Below are 24,961 nucleotides of genomic sequence, written 5' to 3'. Positions count from 1 at the left end.
ATTATTTTCATATTTAAATTAAAAAGCATCTAAGAAATTAGATGCTTTTACTTGGCGGAGAGAGTGGGATTTGAACCCACGGTACCCGCAAAGGTACGCCGGTTTTCAAGACCGGTGCCTTAAGCCAGCTCGACCATCTCTCCATATTACGTCTCGCGACAAAAATTATTATATCAACATAAAAATATTATGTCAACATTTTTTTATTATTTTTATATTTAAATTTAAACAATATTTAAGTAATTAAAATAATATTAATTATTATTACTCTTTTTATATATTATGTAAATTAAGAGATACATATATTTATATGTATCTCTTATAAATTAATTACTTAATTACTTTCATATTTCCCATGTATGGTTGAAGCGCAGTTGGAATATTTACTGATCCATCTTCATTTAAATTGTTTTCTAAGAAAGCTATTAACATTCTTGGTGGTGCAACAACTGTATTGTTTAATGTATGAGCAAAGTATTTTCCATCCTTACCATTTACACGAATCTTTAAACGACGAGCTTGTGCATCTCCTAAGTTAGAACAACTTCCTACTTCAAAATATTTCTTTTGTCTTGGTGACCAAGCTTCTACATCTACTGACTTAACCTTAAGATCTGCTAAATCTCCAGAACAACATTCTAAAGTTCTAACTGGTATATCTAGAGAACGGAATAAATCTACAGTATTTCTCCATAATTTATCATACCATTCCATACTTTCTTCTGGTTTACATACAACTATCATTTCTTGCTTTTCAAACTGATGAATTCTATATACTCCTCTTTCTTCTATTCCATGAGCTCCTTTTTCTTTTCTAAAACAAGGAGAATAGCTTGTTAAAGTTTGTGGTAATGATTCTTCTGGTAATATAGTATCTATATATCTACCTATCATAGAATGTTCACTTGTTCCAATTAGATATAAATCTTCTCCTTCAATTTTATACATCATAGCATCCATTTCAGCAAAGCTCATAACTCCTGTAACAACTTCACTACGTATCATATATGGAGGAATACAATAAGTAAATCCACGATCTATCATAAAGTCTCTAGCATAAGAAATTATTGCTGAATGAAGTCTTGCAATATTCCCCATTAAGTAATAGAATCCACTTCCTGCTACTTTTCTAGCACTATCTAAATCTAATCCACTTAACTTTTCCATTATATCTGTATGGTATGGAACTTCAAAATCTGGAACCTTTGGTTCTCCAAAACGTTCAACTTCTACATTTTGGCTATCATCTTTACCAATTGGAACACTTGGGTCAATTATATTTGGTAAATTTAACATTATAGTAGTAACTCTTTCTGATAACTCTGATTCTTTAGCTTCTAACTCAGATAAACGCTCTGAATTTTCAGTTACCTTCTTTTTCATTTCTTCTGCTTCTTCTCTTTTTCCTTGAGCCATTAAACCACCAATTTGTTTTGATAACTTATTTCTATTAGCTCTTAATGATTCAGCTTCTTGTTTAGCTTCCCTAAGCTTCTTATCTAATTCTATTACTTCATCTACTAATGGAAGTTTATTATTTTGGAACTTATTTTCTATATTTTTTTTAACTATTTCTGGATTTTCTCTTACAAACTTTAAATCTAACATTTTATATCCCTCCTAATAATTTATACCTTTTAATTTTTTTCAATAAAAAAGAACCTTTCTTTCCCTAAAAGGGACGAAAAGTTCCGCGTTGCCACCCTAATTAGTAACATAATAATGCTACTCTCTTAAAAAATTTAACGGTTTATACCGTACTGTTCATCACAGTCCCTCCAAGGTGGATTCATATCATATTACTATCGATTCACACCATCCATCGACTCTCTTAAAGCAAATACTGATATTACTAGCCTTTTCAACAGTTTTATTATATTTATTCTTAATATATTATAAAAAAATATTAATGTCAATAATTTATTTAGTCATCTGATAAATCCCGTGTACATATAATGTCAACCCCAGTATTAAGTATATTTTTACATATTGTATCTCCTACCCTTATTGGAGTACTTACATATATTCTTCCTAATACTTTAGATAGTTCTCTCCAGATACTTATATCTACTTTTTCACTTGACTTAACAGGTACTACTCTATATTTATCACTGCCTTTAACTCTAACTACTGATGTAAATATATCCTTATTCTCTTCTTTTTCATCTAAATTATACATCCTTAAACTCCTTTATTCTACTTGAAATTATCTTAGAGTCCTTTGAATCATCTACTATATCTGTTACATTTTTATCTAATTCTCGAGCTAATATATTTACTATCTTTTCTACACAGTAGGATCCATGGCAGTTTCCAAATCCTGATCCTGTTCTTCTTTTTACTCCTTCTACAGTTCTAGCACCTAAAGGCCTTCTTATAGAATCTACTATTTCACCTTCTGAAATGCTATTACATACACAAATTATTTTTCCATATCTCTTATCTAATGAAATTATTTCATTAGCTTCTTTCTTTCCCAATTCTCTAAACTTATATACTTCTCTTCTCTTATCTATAAAATTCTTTTTTAGAGTGCAGTTTAAGTTATTGGCAATAGTATCACAAATCATTTTAGCTATAGCTGGCGCTATAGTAATTTTACCATAATGTGTTCCTGTTACTCTAATATAGCCTGTATCGATTTCACTTTCATCTATTAGCATTGAATCCTTATTGTAACTTTCCCTAAAAAGATTACTAATATTGTTCTGATTTAAATTTTTCAATAATCTATTAGCATAAAACAAATTATCACTTAAACTTGTCTTTTCAGTACTTTTAATTCCTATTAATGTACCTGTAGTAGTTGTAGGTGTACTTAAAATAAATGTATCCTTATCAAAAGTTTCTATAACTATCTTATTTAACTTATTTTTATAACTATCTTCTACTAATAGATAACTCATGTTTTTAAATTTTCTACTACCTACTTCTTGTTCTTTTTCTTCAACTTTTCCATTTTCTTTAATATATATCTCATGTGGTATAGTGTTAATAACTACTTTACAACTAAACTTATTTTTATTTGTTGTAACTCTAAATCCTTTTGATAAATTTTGAATATTTAATACTTCTTCCTCTAATCTAAAAATAACACCATTATCAAATGCCACTTCAGCGTAGGATATAGCTAAGTCATAAGGTGCTACAATTCCTATATTTTCTGAATAAAGACCTTTTTTTATATTATGATTTATATTAGGCTCTATATCATAAACATCTTTATCATCTATTAAATAGACCCCTTCTATTCCCCTATTCTTAGCTCTTTCATGCATTTCTATAAGCTTTTTAACACCATTATCATCATTAACAACTCTTAATGCTCCTACCTTCTTGAAAGGAACATTGAACTTTTTACATGTTTCCTGCATAATTGCATTTCCTATATACTCATATCTAGCCATTACATCATCTGATGTTTCAGATCCATCATACACAATTGATGTATTTACGAAGGATATATCATCTGCTATATCATAATCTCTTTCTATTACTGCTATATTAAAATTATACTTAGATAGCTCATATGCTACAGCACACCCAATGATTCCTCCTCCTAATATAAGAATATCATAATCCATATTTTATTCCTCCCATATTATAATAAAAATCCCTTTTCCTTTAATTCTTTAATTATTGATTTTATATCTTCTTCACTATCTGCAGCTATTGTATGTAAATGAACTCCATTTGTTAGATTTGACAATGGTTTAACATTTTTATCTTTAAATTTACTTTCAAATTTATTCAAATCATTTAAATTTCTAATCATTAAGTTTCCCTTTATTTCACCATAAATAGGATGCTCAATAATAACATCTTCTATCATTCCACCATACTTAACTACTATTTCTAATTCTTCAATGGTTCTATTACTATCATGATTAACTGCTATTATAGATTTATATTTATTACTATCTTTACTATATATATACCCATCAGGCGTTGCTATAATATTTTTACCCTCTGCTCTTAAAATAGCTATATCCTTAACTATTACTTGCCTAGTAACACCGAATAAAGAAGCAAGTTCTGTGCCCTTTATAGCTCCATTGCTTTTTATTAATAAATTTATAATCTCTTCTCTTCTCTTTTTAGAACTCATAAATCACCTCAAAATTAGTTTTTATCATCACATATCTTAATTATATTAAGCATTTTATTTTCATTTTTTATATTGGGGCTATGATGGTACCTTACCACATCTAATAATTCCTTATCATATTCAAATCCATTTTTTATTAAAATCCCTAATCCTATATTAGGATGATTATAATAAACATTTATTTGTTTAATATTATCATATCTTCTTATCTTTCCCCTTGTTAATTTATCTAATAATACAACTGCAGACTTCTCTACTAATGATAAATGTATCTTTCCCTTTCCTGCATCATGTAATAATGCAGCTCTTCCTAATCTATACATATCTACATCTATATTTAATTCATTTCTCATTTTTATTGAATCCTTACACACTCTTATGCAGTGGTGCTTATCATTATGTTTAAGAGTATTAAATATCTCTATTTCATTTTCATTTAAAAATTTTGTTATATATGTATAATCTATTTCTTTAAATAATGAAGTAAATCCCCAAATAAATTGCTTTATTCTATATAAAGTCATAAAATCACCCTTATTTTTTATTATTAACTATCATCTATAAAAATAATAACACTATATATTTTTATTATCAATTCATATAAGTTTTCAAACTTTTAAATATAAAAAAAGAAGTCATGAAATCATGACTTCTTGGTGGAGGTAAAGGGATTCGAACCCTTGACCCCTTGCGTGCAAGGCAAGTGCTCTCCCAACTGAGCTATACCCCCAAATAAAAATAACCTGGCAACGTCCTACTCTCCCACACAGTCTCCCATGCAGTACCATTGGCGCTGTAGAGCTTAACTTTCCTGTTCGGAATGGAAAGGAGTGTTTCCTCTACGCCATCATCACCAGATTTCAGAGTGTTCTCTGAAAATTGCACATGAATTAATAACATTATTTTATTGGTCAAGCCCTCGACCTATTAGTATCAGTCAGCTAAATATGTTACCACACTTACACCTCTGACCTATCAACCTTGTGTTCTTCAAGGGGTCTTACTAGCTTACGCTATGGGAAATCTCATCTTGAGGGGGGCTTCACGCTTAGATGCTTTCAGCGTTTATCCCTTCCCGACTTAGCTACCCAGCCATGCTCCTGGCGGAACAACTGGTGCACCAGAGGTCAGTCCATCCCGGTCCTCTCGTACTAAGGACAGCTCCTCTCAAATTTCCTACGCCCGCGACGGATAGGGACCGAACTGTCTCACGACGTTCTGAACCCAGCTCGCGTGCCGCTTTAATGGGCGAACAGCCCAACCCTTGGGACCTACTACAGCCCCAGGATGCGACGAGCCGACATCGAGGTGCCAAACCTCCCCGTCGATGTGGACTCTTGGGGGAGATCAGCCTGTTATCCCCGAGGTAGCTTTTATCCGTTGAGCGATGGCCCTCCCACGAGGTACCACCGGATCACTAAGCCCGACTTTCGTCCCTGCTCCACTTGTGGGTGTCGCAGTCAGGCTCCCTTCTGCCTTTGCACTCTACGAACGATTTCCGACCGTTCTGAGGGAACCTTTGGGCGCCTCCGTTACATTTTAGGAGGCGACCGCCCCAGTCAAACTGCCCACCTAACAATGTCCTGTCACCAGATTCATGGCGTCCAGTTAGAATCCCAATACTATCAGGGTGGTATCCCAAGGTTGACTCCACCAAGGCTGACGCCCTAGTTTCTCAGTCTCCCACCTATCCTGTACAGACAATATCGGAACTCAATGCTAAGCTACAGTAAAGCTCTACGGGGTCTTTCCGTCCAATCGCGGGTAGCGAGCATCTTCACTCGCACTACAACTTCGCCGGATTTGCAGTTGAGACAGTGCCCAAGTCATTACGCCATTCGTGCGGGTCAGAACTTACCTGACAAGGAATTTCGCTACCTTAGGACCGTTATAGTTACGGCCGCCGTTTACTGGGGCTTAAGTTCACACCTTCGCTTGCGCTAAGTGTTCCCCTTAACCTTCCAGCACCGGGCAGGCGTCAGCCCCTATACATCAGCTTACGCTTTAGCAGAGACCTGTGTTTTTGCTAAACAGTTGCTTGGGCCTATTCTCTGCGGCCTGCTCTCGCAGGCACCCCTTCTCGCTAACTTACGGGGTCAATTTGCCTAGTTCCTTAACTGCAATTCTTCCGATGGCCTTAGGATTCTCTCCTCATCTACCTGTGTCGGTTTGCGGTACGGGCACTATTTCTCTTTCTAGATGCTTTTCTTGGAAGCAGGGAATCAGATACTTCAGCCTAAATGGCCTTCCCCATCACACCTCAGGATTGTTAAGACGGATTTGCCTATCTTAACTCCCTAAATGCTTAGACTAGCATTTCCAATCGCTAGCACATCCTATCCTTCTCCGTCACACCATCGATAATAACGATAATAGTGGTATTGGAATATCAACCAATTGTCCATCACCTACGCCTTTCGGCCTCGGCTTAGGTCCCGACTAACCCTGGGCGGACGAGCCTTCCCCAGGAAACCTTAGATTTTCGGCCTGTAAGATTCTCACTTACATCTCGCTACTAATGCCAACATTCTCACTCGTAATCAGTCCACCGCTCCTTACGGTACGACTTCAGCCCGATTACGACGCTCCTCTACCGCTCAAGTAATCTTGAGCCCGTAGCTTCGGTGGTAAGTTTGAGCCCCGGACATTTTCGGCGCAGGATCTCTCGACTAGTGAGCTATTACGCACTCTTTAAATGAGTGGCTGCTTCTAAGCCAACATCCTAGTTGTCTTAGAAATCCCACATCCTTTACCACTTAACTTACACTTTGGGACCTTAGCTGACGATCTGGGCTTTTTCCCTTTTGACCACGGATCTTATCATTCGTAGTCTGACTGCCGGACTAATAGTATATGGCATTCGGAGTTTGATAAGGTTCGGTAAGCGATATGCCCCCTAGCCCATTCAGTGCTCTACCTCCATTACTCATATCCGACGCTAGCCCTAAAGCTATTTCGAGGAGAACCAGCTATCTCCGAGTTCGATTGGAATTTCTCCGCTATCCACAGCTCATCCCATGCTTTTTCAACAGCAACGTGGTTCGGTCCTCCACGGGGTTTTACCCCCGCTTCAACCTGGCCATGGATAGGTCACCCGGTTTCGGGTCTACGGCATGCAACTAGTCGCCCTATTAAGACTCGGTTTCCCTTCGGCTCCGTACCTTAAGTACTTAACCTTGCTACATACCGTAACTCGTTGGCTCGTTCTACAAAAAGCACGTCATCACCCTCATAAGGGGCTTTGACCGGTTGTAGGCACACGGTTTCAGGTTCTATTTCACTCCCCTCCCGGGGTTCTTTTCACCTTTCCCTCACGGTACTTCTTCACTATCGGTCATCAGGTAGTATTTAGCCTTGGGAGGTGGTCCTCCCTGCTTCCCACAAGGTTTCACGTGTCTCGTGGTACTCTGGATCAGAACTTGGTTATTATAATTTTCACTTACGTGGCTATTACACTCTGTGGCCCAACTTTCCAGTTGTGTTCGATTAATTATAATTTTCCGTTAATGTTCTGTCCGCAACCCCAGAGATAAATCTCTGGTTTGGGCTCTTTCCCTTTCGCTCGCCGCTACTAAGAAAATCGATTTTTCTTTCTCTTCCTCTAGGTACTTAGATGTTTCAGTTCCCTAGGTTTACCTTCCTGTAACTATTTATTCATCACAGGATACATGGGGTTTCCCATGTGAGTTTCCTCATTCGGAAATCTTCGGATCACTGGCTATGTGCGCCTACCCGAAGCTTATCGCAGCTTATCACGTCCTTCATCGGCTCCTGATGCCAAGGCATTCACCATGCGCCCTTTGTAGCTTGACCTTTTAAAAAGTAATTTATTACAAAGTTATTCACAAAGAATATTTTTGGCTTGTTGTTATTTTTATTCATGTGCAATTTTCAAAGAACAAAATTGAAGAACTTAGTCCTTCAAAATTGAACAGAAGTTAAGATAAACCATCTTCTAAGTTATACTAGATAAGCGCCATGCTTACTAGATTTCTCCATAGAAAGGAGGTGATCCAGCCGCAGGTTCTCCTACGGCTACCTTGTTACGACTTCACCCCAATCGCTGACCCTACCTTAGGTCGCTGCCTCCCTTACGGGTTAGCTCACGAACTTTGGGTATTGCCAACTCTCATGGTGTGACGGGCGGTGTGTACAAGGCCCGGGAACGTATTCACCGCGACATTCTGATTCGCGATTACTAGCAACTCCAGCTTCATGTAGGCGAGTTTCAGCCTACAATCCGAACTGAGACAAGTTTTATAGTTTAGCTCCACCTCGCGGTATCGCATCTCTTTGTACTTGCCATTGTAGCACGTGTGTAGCCCTAGACATAAGGGGCATGATGATTTGACGTCATCCCCACCTTCCTCCCGGTTAACCCGGGCAGTCTCGCTAGAGTGCTCAACTAAATGGTAGCAACTAACAATAAGGGTTGCGCTCGTTGCGGGACTTAACCCAACATCTCACGACACGAGCTGACGACAACCATGCACCACCTGTCATCCTGTCCCCGAAAGGACTTCCTCGATTAAGAGTAATGCAGGAGATGTCAAGTCTAGGTAAGGTTCTTCGCGTTGCTTCGAATTAAACCACATGCTCCGCTGCTTGTGCGGGCCCCCGTCAATTCCTTTGAGTTTTAATCTTGCGACCGTACTCCCCAGGCGGAATACTTAATGCGTTAGCGGCGGCACAGAGGTCATGACAACCCCTACACCTAGTATTCATCGTTTACGGCGTGGACTACCAGGGTATCTAATCCTGTTTGCTCCCCACGCTTTCGAGCCTCAGCGTCAGTTACAGTCCAGAGAGTCGCCTTCGCCACTGGTGTTCTTCCTAATCTCTACGCATTTCACCGCTACACTAGGAATTCCACTCTCCTCTCCTGCACTCTAGACTTCCAGTTTGAAATGCAGCCCCCAGGTTGAGCCTGGGTATTTCACATCTCACTTAAAAGTCCGCCTACGCTCCCTTTACGCCCAGTAAATCCGGACAACGCTCGCCACCTACGTATTACCGCGGCTGCTGGCACGTAGTTAGCCGTGGCTTCCTCCTCAGGTACCGTCATTATCGTCCCTGAAGACAGAGCTTTACGATCCGAAGACCTTCATCACTCACGCGGCGTTGCTGCATCAGGGTTTCCCCCATTGTGCAATATTCCCCACTGCTGCCTCCCGTAGGAGTCTGGGCCGTGTCTCAGTCCCAATGTGGCCGATCACCCTCTCAGGTCGGCTACGCATCGTCGCCTTGGTGAGCCGTTACCTCACCAACTAGCTAATGCGCCGCGGGCCCATCTTATAGCGGATTGCTCCTTTAATTACTCTTTCATGCGAAAGTGCAATGTTATGCGGTATTAATCTTCCTTTCGGAAGGCTATTCCCCTCTATAAGGCAGGTTGCCCACGTGTTACTCACCCGTCCGCCGCTAGGTTTGTTCCCGAAGGAACTCTCCTCGCTCGACTTGCATGTGTTAGGCACGCCGCCAGCGTTCGTCCTGAGCCAGGATCAAACTCTCAATAAAAAGTTTAATCTGTTGCTCAAATTACTTTGAGTCTTAATTTTAAGACTTAAAAGAATTGCTGGTTTACTTTATACTTAACTTATATTCTGTTCAATTTTCAAAGACCATTTTCTTCGTCGCCCTCAAGCGACTTCATTATCTTATCATTTGTCTTACTGTTTGTCAACAACTTTTTCACAAGTTTTTTTTACTTGTTTGCTGTTTCCCCTCAGCGACGAGATTTATCTTATCATGTTATTAGAATCATTTTTTATAATATATACTTAATATTTTAAAATTATATTAATATATCTTAATATTTCTCTAAATATCTTTTATTTAATATTATTGATACGCCTGGTAGAGTTAACATGATATTTTATAGCAAACAACTAATAAATTAGATACTTCCACACATATATAATTTTATTATATTTTATATAATTATATGTTTTTATTATTTTATTTTATATTTCTATAGAATTTTATTTTAAAATATAAGAATAAAAACTTCTATTATTTATAATTCTTTATTTTATGTTTAAACACTTTTTCTAATATAGGTATATATATTATATGTACAAATTATTTTCTAGAAATATATTCTACTAAATATACTATAGATAAAATTCATTAATTCTAATATAAAGTATAATTAATACTTTACTATATTAATACTGGATATCTTTATTATATATATATATTATTAATAAAAAAACAAAAACCCCCAGTAAATTTGGTGGTTTTTATATCATATATTAAACTGTACTTTAGTTGTATAGTATAAATTTACATTTTATATTTATTTATATCTGTAAGCTATTTATAAATATCTGCTGTTACTTTCTTTTATAATTTATTCTAAATCTAATTTTTTAATATTACAGTTAAAATTTAAATAATAATTTTTATTATATTATAAAGAGCTTTTTATTATATTTATTCCCATATTTATTGTAGTATTTTTTATACAAAAAAAGCTACGAAATATTCGTAGCTTTGGTGGAGGTAAAGGGATTCGAACCCTTGACCCCTTGCGTGCAAGGCAAGTGCTCTCCCAACTGAGCTATACCCCCAAATATGGTGGACCTTCAGGGACTCGAACCCCGGGCCGACCGGTTATGAGCCGGTTGCTCTAACCAACTGAGCTAAAGATCCTTATTCACCTGGCAACGTCCTACTCTCCCACACAGTCTCCCATGCAGTACCATTGGCGCTGTAGAGCTTAACTTTCCTGTTCGGAATGGAAAGGAGTGTTTCCTCTACGCCATCATCACCAGATTTCAGAGTGTTCTCTGAAAATTGCACATGAATTAATAACATTATTTTATTGGTCAAGCCCTCGACCTATTAGTATCAGTCAGCTAAATATGTTACCACACTTACACCTCTGACCTATCAACCTTGTGTTCTTCAAGGGGTCTTACTAGCTTACGCTATGGGAAATCTCATCTTGAGGGGGGCTTCACGCTTAGATGCTTTCAGCGTTTATCCCTTCCCGACTTAGCTACCCAGCCATGCTCCTGGCGGAACAACTGGTGCACCAGAGGTCAGTCCATCCCGGTCCTCTCGTACTAAGGACAGCTCCTCTCAAATTTCCTACGCCCGCGACGGATAGGGACCGAACTGTCTCACGACGTTCTGAACCCAGCTCGCGTGCCGCTTTAATGGGCGAACAGCCCAACCCTTGGGACCTACTACAGCCCCAGGATGCGACGAGCCGACATCGAGGTGCCAAACCTCCCCGTCGATGTGGACTCTTGGGGGAGATCAGCCTGTTATCCCCGAGGTAGCTTTTATCCGTTGAGCGATGGCCCTCCCACGAGGTACCACCGGATCACTAAGCCCGACTTTCGTCCCTGCTCCACTTGTGGGTGTCGCAGTCAGGCTCCCTTCTGCCTTTGCACTCTACGAACGATTTCCGACCGTTCTGAGGGAACCTTTGGGCGCCTCCGTTACATTTTAGGAGGCGACCGCCCCAGTCAAACTGCCCACCTAACAATGTCCTGTCACCAGATTCATGGCGTCCAGTTAGAATCCCAATACTATCAGGGTGGTATCCCAAGGTTGACTCCACCAAGGCTGACGCCCTAGTTTCTCAGTCTCCCACCTATCCTGTACAGACAATATCGGAACTCAATGCTAAGCTACAGTAAAGCTCTACGGGGTCTTTCCGTCCAATCGCGGGTAGCGAGCATCTTCACTCGCACTACAACTTCGCCGGATTTGCAGTTGAGACAGTGCCCAAGTCATTACGCCATTCGTGCGGGTCAGAACTTACCTGACAAGGAATTTCGCTACCTTAGGACCGTTATAGTTACGGCCGCCGTTTACTGGGGCTTAAGTTCACACCTTCGCTTGCGCTAAGTGTTCCCCTTAACCTTCCAGCACCGGGCAGGCGTCAGCCCCTATACATCAGCTTACGCTTTAGCAGAGACCTGTGTTTTTGCTAAACAGTTGCTTGGGCCTATTCTCTGCGGCCTGCTCTCGCAGGCACCCCTTCTCGCTAACTTACGGGGTCAATTTGCCTAGTTCCTTAACTGCAATTCTTCCGATGGCCTTAGGATTCTCTCCTCATCTACCTGTGTCGGTTTGCGGTACGGGCACTATTTCTCTTTCTAGATGCTTTTCTTGGAAGCAGGGAATCAGATACTTCAGCCTAAATGGCCTTCCCCATCACACCTCAGGATTGTTAAGACGGATTTGCCTATCTTAACTCCCTAAATGCTTAGACTAGCATTTCCAATCGCTAGCACATCCTATCCTTCTCCGTCACACCATCGATAATAACGATAATAGTGGTATTGGAATATCAACCAATTGTCCATCACCTACGCCTTTCGGCCTCGGCTTAGGTCCCGACTAACCCTGGGCGGACGAGCCTTCCCCAGGAAACCTTAGATTTTCGGCCTGTAAGATTCTCACTTACATCTCGCTACTAATGCCAACATTCTCACTCGTAATCAGTCCACCGCTCCTTACGGTACGACTTCAGCCCGATTACGACGCTCCTCTACCGCTCAAGTAATCTTGAGCCCGTAGCTTCGGTGGTAAGTTTGAGCCCCGGACATTTTCGGCGCAGGATCTCTCGACTAGTGAGCTATTACGCACTCTTTAAATGAGTGGCTGCTTCTAAGCCAACATCCTAGTTGTCTTAGAAATCCCACATCCTTTACCACTTAACTTACACTTTGGGACCTTAGCTGACGATCTGGGCTTTTTCCCTTTTGACCACGGATCTTATCATTCGTAGTCTGACTGCCGGACTAATAGTATATGGCATTCGGAGTTTGATAAGGTTCGGTAAGCGATATGCCCCCTAGCCCATTCAGTGCTCTACCTCCATTACTCATATCCGACGCTAGCCCTAAAGCTATTTCGAGGAGAACCAGCTATCTCCGAGTTCGATTGGAATTTCTCCGCTATCCACAGCTCATCCCATGCTTTTTCAACAGCAACGTGGTTCGGTCCTCCACGGGGTTTTACCCCCGCTTCAACCTGGCCATGGATAGGTCACCCGGTTTCGGGTCTACGGCATGCAACTAGTCGCCCTATTAAGACTCGGTTTCCCTTCGGCTCCGTACCTTAAGTACTTAACCTTGCTACATACCGTAACTCGTTGGCTCGTTCTACAAAAAGCACGTCATCACCCTCATAAGGGGCTTTGACCGGTTGTAGGCACACGGTTTCAGGTTCTATTTCACTCCCCTCCCGGGGTTCTTTTCACCTTTCCCTCACGGTACTTCTTCACTATCGGTCATCAGGTAGTATTTAGCCTTGGGAGGTGGTCCTCCCTGCTTCCCACAAGGTTTCACGTGTCTCGTGGTACTCTGGATCAGAACTTGGTTATTATAATTTTCACTTACGTGGCTATTACACTCTGTGGCCCAACTTTCCAGTTGTGTTCGATTAATTATAATTTTCCGTTAATGTTCTGTCCGCAACCCCAGAGATAAATCTCTGGTTTGGGCTCTTTCCCTTTCGCTCGCCGCTACTAAGAAAATCGATTTTTCTTTCTCTTCCTCTAGGTACTTAGATGTTTCAGTTCCCTAGGTTTACCTTCCTGTAACTATTTATTCATCACAGGATACATGGGGTTTCCCATGTGAGTTTCCTCATTCGGAAATCTTCGGATCACTGGCTATGTGCGCCTACCCGAAGCTTATCGCAGCTTATCACGTCCTTCATCGGCTCCTGATGCCAAGGCATTCACCATGCGCCCTTTGTAGCTTGACCTTTTAAAAAGTAATTTATTACAAAGTTATTCACAAAGAATATTTTTGGCTTGTTGTTATTTTTATTCATGTGCAATTTTCAAAGAACAAAATTGAAGAACTTAGTCCTTCAAAATTGAACAGAAGTTAAGATAAACCATCTTCTAAGTTATACTAGATAAGCGCCATGCTTACTAGATTTCTCCATAGAAAGGAGGTGATCCAGCCGCAGGTTCTCCTACGGCTACCTTGTTACGACTTCACCCCAATCGCTGACCCTACCTTAGGTCGCTGCCTCCCTTACGGGTTAGCTCACGAACTTTGGGTATTGCCAACTCTCATGGTGTGACGGGCGGTGTGTACAAGGCCCGGGAACGTATTCACCGCGACATTCTGATTCGCGATTACTAGCAACTCCAGCTTCATGTAGGCGAGTTTCAGCCTACAATCCGAACTGAGACAAGTTTTATAGTTTAGCTCCACCTCGCGGTATCGCATCTCTTTGTACTTGCCATTGTAGCACGTGTGTAGCCCTAGACATAAGGGGCATGATGATTTGACGTCATCCCCACCTTCCTCCCGGTTAACCCGGGCAGTCTCGCTAGAGTGCTCAACTAAATGGTAGCAACTAACAATAAGGGTTGCGCTCGTTGCGGGACTTAACCCAACATCTCACGACACGAGCTGACGACAACCATGCACCACCTGTCATCCTGTCCCCGAAAGGACTTCCTCGATTAAGAGTAATGCAGGAGATGTCAAGTCTAGGTAAGGTTCTTCGCGTTGCTTCGAATTAAACCACATGCTCCGCTGCTTGTGCGGGCCCCCGTCAATTCCTTTGAGTTTTAATCTTGCGACCGTACTCCCCAGGCGGAATACTTAATGCGTTAGCGGCGGCACAGAGGTCATGACAACCCCTACACCTAGTATTCATCGTTTACGGCGTGGACTACCAGGGTATCTAATCCTGTTTGCTCCCCACGCTTTCGAGCCTCAGCGTCAGTTACAGTCCAGAGAGTCGCCTTCGCCACTGGTGTTCTTCCTAATCTCTACGCATTTCACCGCTACACTAGGAATTCCACTCTCCTCTCCTGCACTCTAGACTTCCAGTTTGAAATGCAGCCCCCAGGTTGAGCCTGGGTATTTCACATCTCACTTAAAAGTCCGCCTACGCTCCCTTTACGCCCAGTAAATCCGGACAACGCTCGCCACCTACGTATTACCGCGGCTGCTGGCACGTAGTTAGCCGTGGCTTCCTCCTCAGGTACCGTCATTATCGTCCCTGAAGACAGAGCTTTACGATCCGAAGACCTTCATCACTCACGCGGCGTTGCTGCATCAGGGTTTCCCCCATTGTGCAATATTCCCCACTGCTGCCTCCCGTAGGAGTCTGGGCCGTGTCTCAGTCCCAATGTGGCCGATCACCCTCTCAGGTCGGCTACGCATCGTCGCCTTGGTGAGCCGTTACCTCACCAACTAGCTAATGCGCCGCGGGCCCATCTTATAGCGGATTGCTCCTTTAATTACTCTTTCATGCGAAAGTGCAATGTTATGCGGTATTAATCTTCCTTTCGGAAGGCTATTCCCCTCTATAAGGCAGGTTGCCCACGTGTTACTCACCCGTCCGCCGCTAGGTTTGTTCCCGAAGGAACTCTCCTCGCTCGACTTGCATGTGTTAGGCACGCCGCCAGCGTTCGTCCTGAGCCAGGATCAAACTCTCAATAAAAAGTTTAATCTGTTGCTCAAATTACTTTGAGTCTTAATTTTAAGACTTAAAAGAATTGCTGGTTTACTTTATACTTAACTTATATTCTGTTCAATTTTCAAAGACCATTTTCTTCGTCGCTCTCAAGCGACTTCATTATCTTATCATTTGTCTTACTGTTTGTCAACAACTTTTTCACAAGTTTTTTTACTTGTTTGCTGTTTCCCCTCAGCGACGAGATTTATCTTACCATGTTAAATATTCTAGGTCTTATATATACCTTATTATTTTAATAAATTATTATGTATATTCTCTAATTTTCTATTTTTATCTCAATTATTCTAATATTGACACGCTAGGATAAGATTACGTTACTTTTTTACTTGTATATATCATATAATTAGTTTTCAACCCTTAAATAACAAAAAAAACTGAAGTTAACTTTATAATATAAATATAAAGTTACTTCAGTTTTTTGGTTTTATTAAACCTATTTATTATTCTATATCATCTAAATCTTCTTCATTTCCTATATTGTCTTCCATATTATTAATTATAGGCTCTATTTCATTATGATTGATATCTTCTTCTAATTTTAATTGTTCTTCTTTATCTTCATTTCCACCAGATATCTTTGCAATTGCAACAACCTTTTCTTCATCTGATGTTCTCATTAGAGTTACTCCCATTGCTGATCTACTAGTAACTGAAATATCAGAAACATTAATTCTTATTGCAACTCCACTTGTATTTATCAACATAAGCTCATCTTCTAACTTACATACAGTTGCTCCCACTACTTTTCCTGTCTTTTCAGATATTTTATATGTTATTAGACCTGTTCCACTTCTTCTTTGTACCTTGTACTGAGTAATAGGTGTTCTCTTTCCAAATCCATTTTCACTTATAACTAATAAATCTTCTCCCTTAACTGCTATATCCATGCAAACTGCAACATCATTATCCTTTAAGTGTATAGATCTTACTCCTGAAGCTGTTCTTCCCATTGGTCTTACATCTTTTTCATTAAATCTAATAGCATTACCTTCTCTTGTTGCTATTATTATGTCTGCGTCTCCACGAGTTACTTTAACCTTAAGAAGTTCATCTCCATCTCTTAAATTAATTGCTATTAATCCATTTTTTCTTAGATTCTTAAATTCGCATAAAGGTGTCTTTTTAACTAAACCTTGCTTGGTTCCCATAAATAAGAATCCTTCACTTATATCATCTCTTATAGTAAGTACAGTTTCTATTCTTTCATCTGCCTCAATTGCAATTAAATTAATTATATTAGTTCCCTTAGCTGTTCTTCCTGCATCCGGTATTTCATAGGCTCTTAATTTATAAACTCTTCCTCTGTTAGTAAAGAATAATACATCAGAATGAGTAGAAGTTATACTAACATGTTCTACGAAGTCATCTTCCTTTGTAGACATTGCTTGTATTCCTCTTCCCCCTCTTCTTTGTGATGAATAAGTATCAGCTGATATTCTCTTTATATAACCTGAATGAGTTAATGTTACTACTACTTCTTCTTCTTGAATAAGATCTTCTATATCTATTTCATTCATTACTTTTTCTATAGTAGTTCTTCTATCATCGCCATATCTTCTCTTTATTTCTATAAGCTCTTCTTTAATTACTGATAGTAATTTTACTTGATCTTCTAAAATTGATTTTAAGTATTCTATTTGTTTCATAAGTTCAGCATACTCTTCCTCAATTTTATCTCTTTCAAGACCTGTTAATCTTCTAAGTCTCATTTCTAATATTGCTTGAGCTTGCTTATCACTTAAATTAAATCTTTCTATTAAAGTATTTCTTGCTATTTCTGATGTTTTAGAAGATCTAATAATGCTTATAACCTCATCTATATTATCAAGCGCAATTTTTAATCCTTCAAGAATATGAGCTCTTGCTTCAGCCTTATTAAGTTCAAATACAGTTCTTCTAGTTATTACTTCCTTTTGGAATTCTATATAATAACTTAAAACTTGTTTTAAATTTAAAACATGTGGCTCATTATTTACTAATGCTAACATAATAACACCAAAAGTATCTTGCATCTTTGTATGCTTATATAATAAGTTTAAAATTACATTTGGGTTAGCATCTTTTTTAAGTTCTATTACAATTCTCATACCCTCTCTATCAGATTCGTCTCTTAAATCTGATATTCCAACTATTTTCTTGTCTTTAACTAAGTCAGCTATATTTTCAATAAGTTTAGCCTTATTTACTTGGTATGGAATTTCAGTAACTATAATTTTATGTCTATTGTTCTCTTCTTCTATCTCTGCCTTAGCTCTAACTATTACTCTACCTTTACCAGTTTCATAAGCAGCTCTTATTCCTGATTTACCCATAATAATAGCTCCGGTTGGAAAATCTGGACCTTTTATTACAGTCATTAGATCTAAAACAGTTGCTTCTGGATTATCAATAAGCATTATAGTTCCATCTATTACTTCTCCTAAGTTATGAGGAGGAATATTCGTAGCCATACCAACCGCTATTCCTGATGATCCATTTACTAAAAGATTTGGATATCTTGAAGGTAATACTACTGGTTCCTTTTCTTCTCCATCGAAGTTTGGAATAAAATCTACAGTATCTTTATTTATATCTCTTAGCATCTCTGCTGCTATTTTATTCATCTTAGCTTCTGTATATCTCATAGCAGCTGCACTATCTCCATCTACAGAACCAAAATTACCATGCCCATCTACAAGCATATATCTCATAGAAAAATCTTGTGCCATTCTTACAAGTGCATCATACACAGAAGTATCACCATGTGGATGATACTTACCTAAAACTTCCCCTACAATTCTTGCACATTTTCTATAACCTTTTTCTGGAGACAATCCAAGATCGTTCATTGAGTGCAATATTCTTCTATGAACTGGCTTTAATCCATCTCTAACATCTGGAAGAGCACGACCAACTATAACACTCATTGCATAGTCAATGTAGCATCTCTTCATCTCTTTATTAATGTCTATATCTATAACTTTTCCTTCATTTAAGCTCATGTACCTCACCTCGCTTTAGTACTAAATATCTAAGTTGCTTACCTTCTTAGCATTTTTGTGTATAAATTCTCTTCTTGGTTCAACTTTATCACCCATTAATATAGTAAATATTTCATCTGCTGCTATTGCATCTTCAACAGTAGCTTTTAATAATATTCTTTTTTCTGGATCCATTGTTGTATCCCATAGCTGAGTTGCATTCATTTCACCTAAACCTTTGTATCTTTGAATATTTGTAGCGTTATCTTTACCACCAATTTCGTTTAATAAGGAGTCTAGTTCTTGATCTGAATATGCATAATACTCTTTCTTATTCTTTTTTACTTGGTAAAGAGGAGGCTGAGCTATATAAACGTGTCCACCATCTAATAGTCCCCTCATATATCTAAAGAAAAATGTTAATAACAGCGTTCTAATATGAGCTCCATCAACATCAGCATCTGTCATAATTATAATTCTATTATATCTTAATTTACTTTCATCAAAGTCATCACCAATTCCAGCTCCAAATGCAGTAACCATTGACTTTATGGAATCGGCAGTTAATATTCTATCTAATCTTTGCTTTTCAACATTTAATATTTTACCTCTTAAAGGTAATATTGCTTGGAATCTTCTATTTCTTCCTTGCTTAGCTGATCCGCCTGCTGAATCTCCCTCAACTATATAAATTTCACACTCTAATGGATCCTTAGATGAACAATCTGCTAATTTACCAGGAAGTGTTGATCTTTCTAAGACTGATTTTCTAGTTAGTTCTCTAGCCTTTCTAGCTGCATCTCTAGCTCTTGATGCCATTAAAGCTTTTTCTATTATTATCTTACCTACATTAGGGTTTTCTTCAAGAAATATAGAAACTCCCTCACCAACTATTGAATCAACAACGCTTCTTACTTCAGAGTTACCTAGTTTAGTCTTTGTTTGGCCCTCAAATTGAGGCTCAGAAATCTTAACAGATACTACAGCTGTTAATCCCTCTCTTATATCATCACCAGATAAATTCTTATCATTTTCTTTTAAATGATTAAATCTTTTACCATAATCATTTATAACTCTAGTTAATGCAGTTTTAAATCCTGATAAGTGAGTTCCACCTTCAATTGTATCTATATTATTTGCAAATGAATATAAATTTTCATTATATCCATCGTTATATTGAAGTGATACTTCTGCGATTATTCCATCCTTTTCTCCCTCTACATATATAGGCTCTGGATGTAAAACTTCTTTATTTCTATTCAAATACGCAACAAATTCCTTTATACCACCTTCATAATGATATATTTCTTGCTTATTATCTTCTCTTTTATCAGTTAAAACTATTCTTATTCCTTTATTTAAAAATGCTAATTCTCTTAATCTATTTGCTAATATTTCAAAATCATATTCAGTTTCTTCAAATATTTCAGTATCTGGCTTAAAGGAAACTTTAGTTCCATGTTCTTCTGTAGAACCTATTATAGCTAAATCAGATATAGCGTTACCTCTGGAATATCTTTGTTGCCATACTTCTCCATCTCTTGATACAGTAACTTCACACCATTCAGATAATGCATTAACAACTGATGCCCCAACACCATGTAATCCTCCAGATACCTTATATCCACCACCGCCGAATTTACCTCCAGCATGCAGAACTGTCATAATTACCTCTACAGCAGATTTTCCCATCTTAGGATGTATACCAGTAGGCATACCTCTACCATTATCTATTACAGTTATAGAATTATCTTCATTGATTGATACTGATATTTCATTACAGAATCCTGCTAAAGCTTCATCGATACTGTTATCAACTATTTCATAAACAAGGTGATGCAATCCCCTTGAACTAGTACTCCCTATATACATTCCTGGTCTTTTTCTAACGGCTTCTAAGCCTTCAAGAACTTGAATTTGACTTTCATCATAACTTTGTTTGTTATTTTCCAACATAATCTCCTCCTTTTAATGAACTTTTATTTTAACCCTATGAAGATTAAAAATTGGAATTATGGATTATAATCTGTATTTGTTCTTTTTGTCAAAGTTGAAGATGATATTGGTGATAAATATATTTTACTCATCTTATTAACTTCAGCAATAACAAAAGATTTAGGCTTTTCTTTTGAAATTCTCTCCACAAACCCATCTTCCTCTGCCATTCTTAAAAATGCACTTGTATCTGAGCTATACATAGTTGTTTGCAAATCAAAAATTCCAATTATGTCCTTAATCGGAACAACAACATTTTCTCCTAAATGTAAAAACATAAGAATTCCTCCCTTAATTTAGGATTTCACCATCCTTAACCTTAAAGACCTTAGAACTACTATCTAAATAATTTGTGAGATCTTCTATTCCTGTACATGTTATTATTGTTTGGATTTCACCTATGGTACTTAAAATATATCTCTTTCTATTGAAATCCAACTCCGATAAAACATCATCTAGCAATAATACTGGATATTCTGATGTTAATTCCTTTATTATCTTCAAAGAAGAGAACTTCATAGTAAGAACAGCACTTCTTTGCTGGCCTTGTGATCCAAAACTTTTAGTATCTATACCATTAATAAGTACAATAAAATCATCTCTATGTGGGCCAATACTAGTTAATCCTTTTTCAATATCTTTATTTCTATTTTTTTTCAATTGCTCATAAAAACAATCTTCTATATTTTTTAAATCTTTTACTGTACTTATATATTTAAATTCTACATCTTCTTTTCCTGAAGATATATCCTTATGTATATTCTTTCCATAAAAATTTAACTTATTAATATAATTTAGTCTTTCCTTAATTATATTACATCCAAAATTCGCTAACTGAATATCATATATATCTAAAACATCTTTATCAACTTTTCTACTCTTTAAAAGTATGTTCCGTTCATTCAAGACCTTATTGTACTGAACTAAATTATAATAATACTTAGAACCTAACTGACATAATTCCATATCTATGAATTTTCTTCTTACACCTGGAGAATCTTTTATAATCCTTAAATCTTCAGGTGAAAACATAACAACATTAAAGTTTCCAAATAATTCTCCAATCTTTGAAGCTTTAATCTTGTTTATCCTTATTGCCTTTTTGCCATCCTTAAGTATATTTATATCAATAGTCTTATCTAATCTATCTCTACCAACTAAAACACTTACAAAGGCATTTTCCGCATTCCAATTGATTAACTCTCTATCTTTTGAAGTTCTATGGGATCTCGCAAATGCACAATAATAAATTGCTTCAAGAATATTAGTTTTTCCTTGAGCATTATCCCCCATAAATACATTTACATTCTTCCCCAGTGTTATATTTAAGGATTTATAATTTCTATAATTTAATATTTGTATCTTCTTAATATACATTACTTACACCTATATTTTATTATAACATATTAGAGGAATAAAAGTAATTATTAGGTTAAGAGTAATTAAACTACTCTGTATTTATCTCCATTAAATTCCACTAAATCTCCTGGTCTAATCTTTTTTCCTCTTTGAGTACATACTTCTCCATTAACCTTAACCAATTCATCTAAGATATACATCTTAGCTTCTGATCCTAATGATGCAGCACCACACCATTTTAAAAAAGAATCTAGTTTAATAAATTCAGTATTAATTTTAACTTCATTCATTTTCCAATTCCATGCATATAAATACAAATTTTATGCATATCCTCCCTTCTATCTTAATAGTCTAACTGGTAATACTAAGTACTTAGAATTATCAGTATTTTTACACTTAATTACACAAGGACTTACACTTGAAGTCATTTCTAAAACAACCTCATCCCCATCTATATTTTTAAGAACATCAATTAAATATCTTGAGTTAAATGCAATTTGAATTGACTCTCCTTGCAGATTTATACTCACTTCTTCCCTAACCTTTCCCAATTGAGAATTAGATGTTATTATTAAGGTCTCATCTTGAACATCTAATTTAATTAAATTACTATTTCCATCCTTAGCCATAAGAGATGCTCTCTCAATACAATTTTGCAATTCTTGTTTTTTTACATCAATAGAAATCTTATGTTCTTGAGGAAGTAAAGATATATAATTAACAAACTTTCCATCTAATAATCTAGAAATTATTTTAGTATCACTTAAATTAAATAAAATATGATTATTAGTAAAAGTAATTTTTACTATTTCATTTGTATCTTCTAGTATTCTTGAAACTTCATTTAATGTTTTTCCTGGAATAACCACTTCTATATCATTATCATTATCTAGAAATTCTGATCTAATTGCTAATCTATATCCATCTAAAGCAACAAGATTTAAATTTCTATTTTTAACCTCAAATAATATCCCCTGTAATATTGGTCTTGTTTCATCTTGAGCTATAGCAAAAGATGTACCTCTTATCATACTCTTTAATATATTTTGAGGAACCTCTACTGATAAGTTTTCATTGATTTTAGGTAATTCTGGATAATCTTCTCCATTCATATAAACTAAGTTGAAAACTGACTTTTCACAAGTTATTTGAATAATATCATTTTCTAAAGTTTCAATAATAACATCTGAATTTGGAAGTTTTCTTATTATTTCTCCAAATATTTTAGAATCTATAACTAACATACCTTCTTCTACAATATTAGCTTGAACTTTTGTTTCAATAGATACATCCATATCAGATCCTATTAATGTTAATTCATTATTTTTAGCTGTTATATATATTCCTTCTAGTATAGGCATTGTAGTTTTTCCTGTTATAGCCTTACTAGCAATAGATATACCCTCTTGTAGTTTTTGTTTTTCACATATGAATTTCATATAAAAACCTCCTTAATTTATGAACATAAAATATTCACAGAAATAATATAAATATATAGATAAATATATAGATAAATTATAATAATAGTAGTAGTAGGGGCTGTTGATATGTTGATAAGTACCTTTAGCCCTTGAAAATACTAAAAAGTTAGTAAAAAAATATTGTGGATAAGTGAAGCAAAAAATACATATCTTATCCACAGTATTAACAAGCAATATTGGTTTTAATAGTTATCCACAAACAATTCAATATATTTATGTACAGCTGTTAGTTAATTTTGAGTTAGTTTCTTTGTTATATCATTTACTGTATGTTGTAAGCTCTCATCAGTCTTAAGATTATCAGAGATTTTCTCATACGCGTGGATTACAGTTGTATGATCCCTTCCCCCAAATTCTTCACCAATTTTAGGTAATGACATATCTGTAAGCTTCCTACTTAAGTACATTGCAATTTGTCTAGGATATGCTACATTTCTTGTTCTTCTTTGAGATTTTAAATCTTCTATTCTAAGATTAAAATATCCAGCTACAACATCCTGTATAACATCTATAGTTATATTTTTATTTTGTTTATTTGAAATTATATCCTTTAATGCTTCACTTGCTAACTCAACAGTAATTGGTCTATTAGTAAGAGAAGAATAAGCTACTATTCTAATAAGTGCTCCTTCTAGTTCTCTAATATTAGACTTAATTTTAGTTGCGATATATACCATTACTTCATTAGCAACATTTAATTTCTCTACATCAGCTTTCTTTTTTAAAATAGCCATTCTAGTTTCAAAGTCTGGAGCCTGGATGTCAGCTATTAATCCCCATTCGAATCTTGAACGAAGTCTATCTTCTAAAGTTGGGATTTCCTTTGGCGGTCTATCAGATGATAGAATAATTTGCTTATTAGCATCATGTAATTCATTAAATGTATGGAAAAACTCTTCCTGAGTTCTTTCCTTTCCGGCAATAAATTGAACATCGTCTATTAATAGTATATCTACATTTCTATATTTATTTCTAAATTCTTCATTTCTATCATCTCTAATAGCATTAATAAGTTCATTAGTAAATTTTTCAGAAGATACATAAACTACTTTGGCATTAGAGTTATTTTGAAGAACATAGTGTCCTATAGCATGCATTAAGTGAGTCTTTCCAAGACCAACCCCTCCATAAATAAATAGAGGATTATAGGCTTTAGCTGGAGCCTCAGCAACTGCTAAAGAAGCGGCATGAGCGAATCTATTACTATTACCTATGACAAATGAATCAAAAGTATATTTAGGATTTAATGTACTAGACATTTCATCATTTACATTAACTGATGACTTATCATCATTTTGTGTATTTTTTTCTTCCTTTTCGTCAACTTCTTGAATATCAGATGCTACTATAAAATCTACAGTATAAACTTTAGAACAAGCGGCTTCTATTGAGTTTACAACTAAGTCCTTATACCTTTTTTCCAATATGTCTTGAGTAAAGGAGTTCGGGACACTGATTTTTATAGTATTGGAAGATATAGAAATAGGTTCGCAGCTTTTAATCCAGGTATTAAAGCTTACTTCACTCATTTCACCTTTAATAATATTTAACGTTTTTTCCCATAATGATTTAAGATCATTATTCAT

The 24,961-nt window shown here is 36.7% G+C and carries 12 protein-coding genes, 4 tRNA genes, 6 rRNA genes and 1 other annotated feature; all 22 genes read right to left on the bottom strand.

The annotated features are described in order from the left end of the window. Window positions 1–52: 52 nt before the first annotated feature. Window positions 53–143 (bottom strand) — tRNA-Ser (locus ACFYH6_RS00110). A gap of 187 nt (window positions 144–330) precedes the next feature. Continuing rightward, window positions 331–1,608, bottom strand: coding sequence for a serine--tRNA ligase (gene serS, locus ACFYH6_RS00105; RefSeq protein ID WP_416180459.1), 1,278 nt, complete (start codon window positions 1,606–1,608; stop codon window positions 331–333). Between the two features lie 66 nt (window positions 1,609–1,674). Next, window positions 1,675–1,874 (bottom strand) — a binding site (T-box leader). Window positions 1,875–1,924: 50 nt separating this feature from the next. Beyond that, window positions 1,925–2,179 (bottom strand): DUF1667 domain-containing protein, encoded by a 255-nt coding sequence (locus tag ACFYH6_RS00100; protein WP_316345340.1) that lies wholly within the window; start codon window positions 2,177–2,179, stop codon window positions 1,925–1,927. Further along, complete coding sequence (locus ACFYH6_RS00095; RefSeq protein WP_316345339.1) at window positions 2,172–3,584, bottom strand: NAD(P)/FAD-dependent oxidoreductase; 1,413 nt, start codon at window positions 3,582–3,584, stop codon at window positions 2,172–2,174. Before ACFYH6_RS00095 ends, ACFYH6_RS00100 begins: the two co-directional genes overlap by 8 nt. A gap of 17 nt (window positions 3,585–3,601) precedes the next feature. Further along, the gene (locus ACFYH6_RS00090; protein WP_316345338.1) at window positions 3,602–4,108 is read right to left on the bottom strand and encodes a transcription repressor NadR; all 507 of its coding nucleotides are present in this window, start codon (window positions 4,106–4,108) and stop codon (window positions 3,602–3,604) included. A 14-nt stretch (window positions 4,109–4,122) separates the two neighbouring features. After that, complete coding sequence (locus ACFYH6_RS00085) at window positions 4,123–4,632, bottom strand: HD domain-containing protein (protein WP_316345337.1); 510 nt, start codon at window positions 4,630–4,632, stop codon at window positions 4,123–4,125. A 130-nt stretch (window positions 4,633–4,762) separates the two neighbouring features. Beyond that, window positions 4,763–4,838: transfer RNA gene (locus ACFYH6_RS00080), tRNA-Ala, on the bottom strand. 11 nt (window positions 4,839–4,849) lie between these two features. Beyond that, window positions 4,850–4,966 (bottom strand): 5S ribosomal RNA (rrf, locus tag ACFYH6_RS00075). A gap of 49 nt (window positions 4,967–5,015) precedes the next feature. Continuing rightward, a 23S ribosomal RNA gene (locus tag ACFYH6_RS00070) occupies window positions 5,016–7,921 on the bottom strand. A gap of 188 nt (window positions 7,922–8,109) precedes the next feature. Further along, a 16S ribosomal RNA gene (locus tag ACFYH6_RS00065) occupies window positions 8,110–9,625 on the bottom strand. Window positions 9,626–10,604: 979 nt separating this feature from the next. Beyond that, window positions 10,605–10,680: transfer RNA gene (locus ACFYH6_RS00060), tRNA-Ala, on the bottom strand. 5 nt (window positions 10,681–10,685) lie between these two features. Continuing rightward, window positions 10,686–10,762, bottom strand: a tRNA-Ile gene (locus ACFYH6_RS00055). Window positions 10,763–10,768: 6 nt separating this feature from the next. Beyond that, window positions 10,769–10,885, bottom strand: a 5S ribosomal RNA gene (gene rrf / locus ACFYH6_RS00050). Between the two features lie 49 nt (window positions 10,886–10,934). Continuing rightward, window positions 10,935–13,840 (bottom strand): 23S ribosomal RNA (locus ACFYH6_RS00045). A 188-nt stretch (window positions 13,841–14,028) separates the two neighbouring features. Next, window positions 14,029–15,544: ribosomal RNA gene (locus tag ACFYH6_RS00040) — 16S ribosomal RNA — on the bottom strand. Together the 16S, 23S and 5S rRNA genes with 3 tRNA genes alongside form the textbook arrangement of a ribosomal RNA operon. A gap of 476 nt (window positions 15,545–16,020) precedes the next feature. After that, window positions 16,021–18,561 carry a DNA gyrase subunit A gene (gene gyrA, locus ACFYH6_RS00035; protein ID WP_416179845.1) on the bottom strand — a complete coding sequence of 847 codons (2,541 nt, stop codon included), beginning with the start codon at window positions 18,559–18,561 and terminating at the stop codon, window positions 16,021–16,023. Between the two features lie 21 nt (window positions 18,562–18,582). Further along, entirely contained in the window at window positions 18,583–20,496 is a 1,914-nt protein-coding gene (gene gyrB / locus ACFYH6_RS00030; protein ID WP_416179846.1) for a DNA topoisomerase (ATP-hydrolyzing) subunit B, read from the bottom strand. Window positions 20,497–20,552: 56 nt separating this feature from the next. Continuing rightward, complete coding sequence (gene remB / locus ACFYH6_RS00025) at window positions 20,553–20,813, bottom strand: extracellular matrix regulator RemB (RefSeq protein WP_291707592.1); 261 nt, start codon at window positions 20,811–20,813, stop codon at window positions 20,553–20,555. A gap of 13 nt (window positions 20,814–20,826) precedes the next feature. Then, window positions 20,827–21,912, bottom strand: a complete 1,086-nt coding sequence (gene recF / locus ACFYH6_RS00020) for a DNA replication/repair protein RecF (RefSeq protein ID WP_416179847.1) — start codon at window positions 21,910–21,912, stop codon at window positions 20,827–20,829. A 65-nt stretch (window positions 21,913–21,977) separates the two neighbouring features. Next, a complete protein-coding gene (yaaA, locus tag ACFYH6_RS00015; RefSeq protein ID WP_316345014.1) occupies window positions 21,978–22,184 on the bottom strand; it encodes a S4 domain-containing protein YaaA in 207 nt (68 codons plus the stop codon). A 48-nt stretch (window positions 22,185–22,232) separates the two neighbouring features. Continuing rightward, complete coding sequence (dnaN, locus tag ACFYH6_RS00010; RefSeq protein WP_316345012.1) at window positions 22,233–23,333, bottom strand: DNA polymerase III subunit beta; 1,101 nt, start codon at window positions 23,331–23,333, stop codon at window positions 22,233–22,235. Window positions 23,334–23,605: 272 nt separating this feature from the next. Further along, window positions 23,606–24,961 (bottom strand): chromosomal replication initiator protein DnaA, encoded by a 1,356-nt coding sequence (gene dnaA, locus ACFYH6_RS00005; protein ID WP_416179848.1) that lies wholly within the window; start codon window positions 24,959–24,961, stop codon window positions 23,606–23,608.

Origin of the sequence: Clostridium sp. HCS.1, assembly GCF_047900555.1 — a bacterium.
Taxonomy (GTDB): Bacteria; Bacillota; Clostridia; order Clostridiales; family Clostridiaceae; genus Clostridium.
This window is presented reverse-complemented; position numbering and strand designations above follow the sequence as displayed.